Raw genomic sequence first — 2,789 nt, forward strand, 5'->3', positions numbered from 1 at the left:
GAAGTTCACGTTTTTATAGGCCGCAAAGTCACCCGCCTCGATGCCGCCCAGCTGCAGCGTTCCTTCCAGCGCACCCTCCAGGATGAAGCCTTGACCGATGTTGTAACGCTCGGCTTCGAGTTTGCTGTACGGGTCCTTTTCCGGATAATGAATCTCGGCATCCTGAGGCTTCAGCGCATTCAGCGCTTCCACGGCTGCAGCGGACGACCAGGACTCGTAAGTGCCGGAGAGCAGCTGTCCCGCCCAGTTGCCATCGACGATATTGTCGGCGTTCCGGTGCGTCCAGGCGAGCTCGGCATTGAAGGAGACCCAGGCGTCAAACTGTGCGCCGAAGTCCTTGTATTTGCTTTCGGTCCGCTCGTCCAGCGCCTTCTGCAGGAAGGACAGGTTGCGGAGCAGGATCGTTTTGCCGCCCTTCAGGTCACCGTTCGGTCCTTCGAAGTTCAGCACGCCCCCGTTATCGACCAAATGGTCTTTGGTAAAAGCCGCCGCCTTGACCGCTTCGTCCAGATAGGAGGTGTCTCCGGTAATGCGGTACAAGCCTACCGCCGCCCCGATGTATGTACCCTGATTGTAGTGCGTCGCGTCCGGGATCGGCCCTTTTTCCTTTTCGATCCGGTCGAACACTTTGCCATTGCCGTCGGTCAGCATCGTTTTGCCCCATTTGAAAATTTGCTTCGCGGCATCCAGATAATGCTGATCCTTGGTGACGTTGTACAGATAGACCGCCGCCTCAGCAGCCGGGAAGTTGATGCAGGCATTTTTGGTGTTATGCTCGCTGTTCAGCCACCAGATGCCGCCGCCGGCGAAGTCTTCGTCCCACTGCGTATTGAATACCCAGTCAAAATGGTACTTTGCCGCGTCCAAATACTTCTGGTCACCGGTAATTTGGTACGCCCGCGCACTGCCCATCGCCCACCACATAATGTCGTCGTTGAAGGGGTTGTTCGTCCAGTTGCTGCCGTATTTGGCTACCGTGCCGGTATACACGTCGTCGATCTGATTGCGCAGCTGCGCCTTCAGCTCGGGATCTGACGTATGGAGATACGAGTCCATCACCAATTCCCACAGCTCGGCTTCCACCCAGAACCCCTGGTGATCCTTGTGATCGGTGCTGCTCCAGAACATATTGGCCGCCGGATCCCAGAACTTGGCGTTAAACGCTTCGATGGCCGTGTCTCCGTCCTTGGCGCTGAACGCATAGGTTGTGCCCGGTCCCCAGACGGTGACGGAGCCGAGGGTGAGGGCGGCCGCCAGCGGCACGCTCAACAGCCGGTTCATGCGGCGATTGCTCTTAGTCATTAAAGTCTCCTCCTTTATGGTGGTTGTGGAACGCTGTAACGATGGATTATATGAACGGTCCCCGCCTGCATCCGGCGTCCGGATTAATAAAAGGCAGGAGTTTTGCAGGAATATACACGCCTGAAGGGCAGAGGGGACCGTTAATCCCGCGACTTGTTACTTGGCTTCCGAAATGACCTTGTTGATCTTATCCGCCATCGTGTTCAGCTCGCTGATCGGCGCTTTGCCCATCAGGACATTCTTCCAGGAAGCTTCGATGAACGGATTCGCTTTGCCTGCCCAGGACGAGAGGAAGCGGACCGGCTGCGTATCAGGCGATTTCAAAATGTGGTCGATGCCTTCGCCGACATCGGCATGGCCCGCCGTCTTCAGCGCTTCAAAGTAAGCGGAAGAGGATGCCTGGTACGCTGCAGGAGCGACCGGCGTTTGCGGAAGGCTTAAAGGAGCTCATGACGTTGGTCAAATCAAAGGTCGGCGGATTCATGTAACCGTTTGCAATAGCGGTTTTGTATTTCTCCACGCCTTCCACGAACTTGTCGCTGATCTCCACTTTGGTCGGATTGAGGATGGAGTCGGCGAACGGAGCGGCGCCCGAGGAGATCGAATAGAGCGACAGATAGAACGGATCAAGCGGAGCGTAATAGCCGAACTGCTGCACACCGCCCTGCTTGCTGGACAGCTTCTCCATAGCTGTGAACAGATCGTTATAAGTCCAACCGATTTTCGGCTCGGTCAGACCGGCGTCCTGGAACGCTTTTTTATATAGAAAATGCCATACGTATTCAGCAGGCCGGGCAGACCGACGAGCTTGCCGTCATAATGCCAGCTGTCCACGACGCCTTTGTAGAAACCGTCCATGAATTCCTTGTCCTGCTCCGCCTGGGACGTCCAGTCGTACAGCAGTCCCTTGGATGCGTTGTCCAGCAGCATATCGTTGCCTGTCATAAAAATGTCCGGAGCCTTCTTGGCGGTCAGCATCCCGTTGACCTTGACGCCGTAATTGTCGAGTGGGGTAGGGATGAGTTTCACCGTAATGTCGGGGTTTTCCTGCTCAAACTGCTTCATGGCCGCCATAATTTTATCGTTCATTTCTTTCGATTCCCAGGTGATCATCGTTACTTCGACCTTCTTGCCGGACGATTCCGAACCGGACGTACCACCCGAATCGGACGTGCCCGCCGAACCGGCGGAATCGGATGACCCGCCACCGCCGCACGCGGCGAGCAGGCTGGAGAACAGGAGTAACGTGAGCATGCCGCTAAACCACTTTTTTGCACCCTTTGTCATAGAAAGACCTCCCTGATATCTCATTTCGAATACATTTAACACCTGTACCTGATATATCATTCCCTTGATCCCACCGCCGGCAGGCACCACCTCCTAACCGCCCGGGGCGGCTGATTTATTTAATGAAGCGGAATTGACGGAGCCAAGCCCCTGCATGAAGAACTTCTGGCCGAAGAAAAAGATGAGCAGCATCGGCAGAA

At 55.5% G+C, this 2,789-nt stretch carries 4 protein-coding genes; all 4 read right to left on the reverse strand.

Features of this window, described 5'->3' with window-relative positions; all coding sequences use genetic code 11:
* Positions 1–1,302, reverse strand: a 1,302-nt coding sequence (locus CPT76_RS20395; RefSeq protein ID WP_181152965.1) for a glycoside hydrolase family 76 protein, incomplete at its 3' end; no start/stop codon positions are given.
* A gap of 156 nt (positions 1,303–1,458) precedes the next feature.
* Entirely contained in the window at positions 1,459–1,626 is a 168-nt protein-coding gene (locus CPT76_RS40145; RefSeq protein WP_258168684.1) for a hypothetical protein, read from the reverse strand.
* Positions 1,627–1,678: 52 nt separating this feature from the next.
* Complete coding sequence (locus CPT76_RS40150) at positions 1,679–1,990, reverse strand: hypothetical protein (RefSeq protein WP_258168685.1); 312 nt, start codon at positions 1,988–1,990, stop codon at positions 1,679–1,681.
* A 44-nt stretch (positions 1,991–2,034) separates the two neighbouring features.
* Positions 2,035–2,589: an ABC transporter substrate-binding protein gene (locus CPT76_RS40155; protein WP_258168686.1), complete on the reverse strand. Its 555-nt coding sequence runs from the start codon at positions 2,587–2,589 to the stop codon at positions 2,035–2,037.
* Positions 2,590–2,789 lie beyond the last annotated feature (200 nt).

It is taken from the genome of Paenibacillus sp. AR247 (assembly GCF_002968895.1).
Lineage (GTDB): Bacteria > Bacillota > Bacilli > Paenibacillales > Paenibacillaceae > Paenibacillus_AQ > Paenibacillus_AQ favisporus.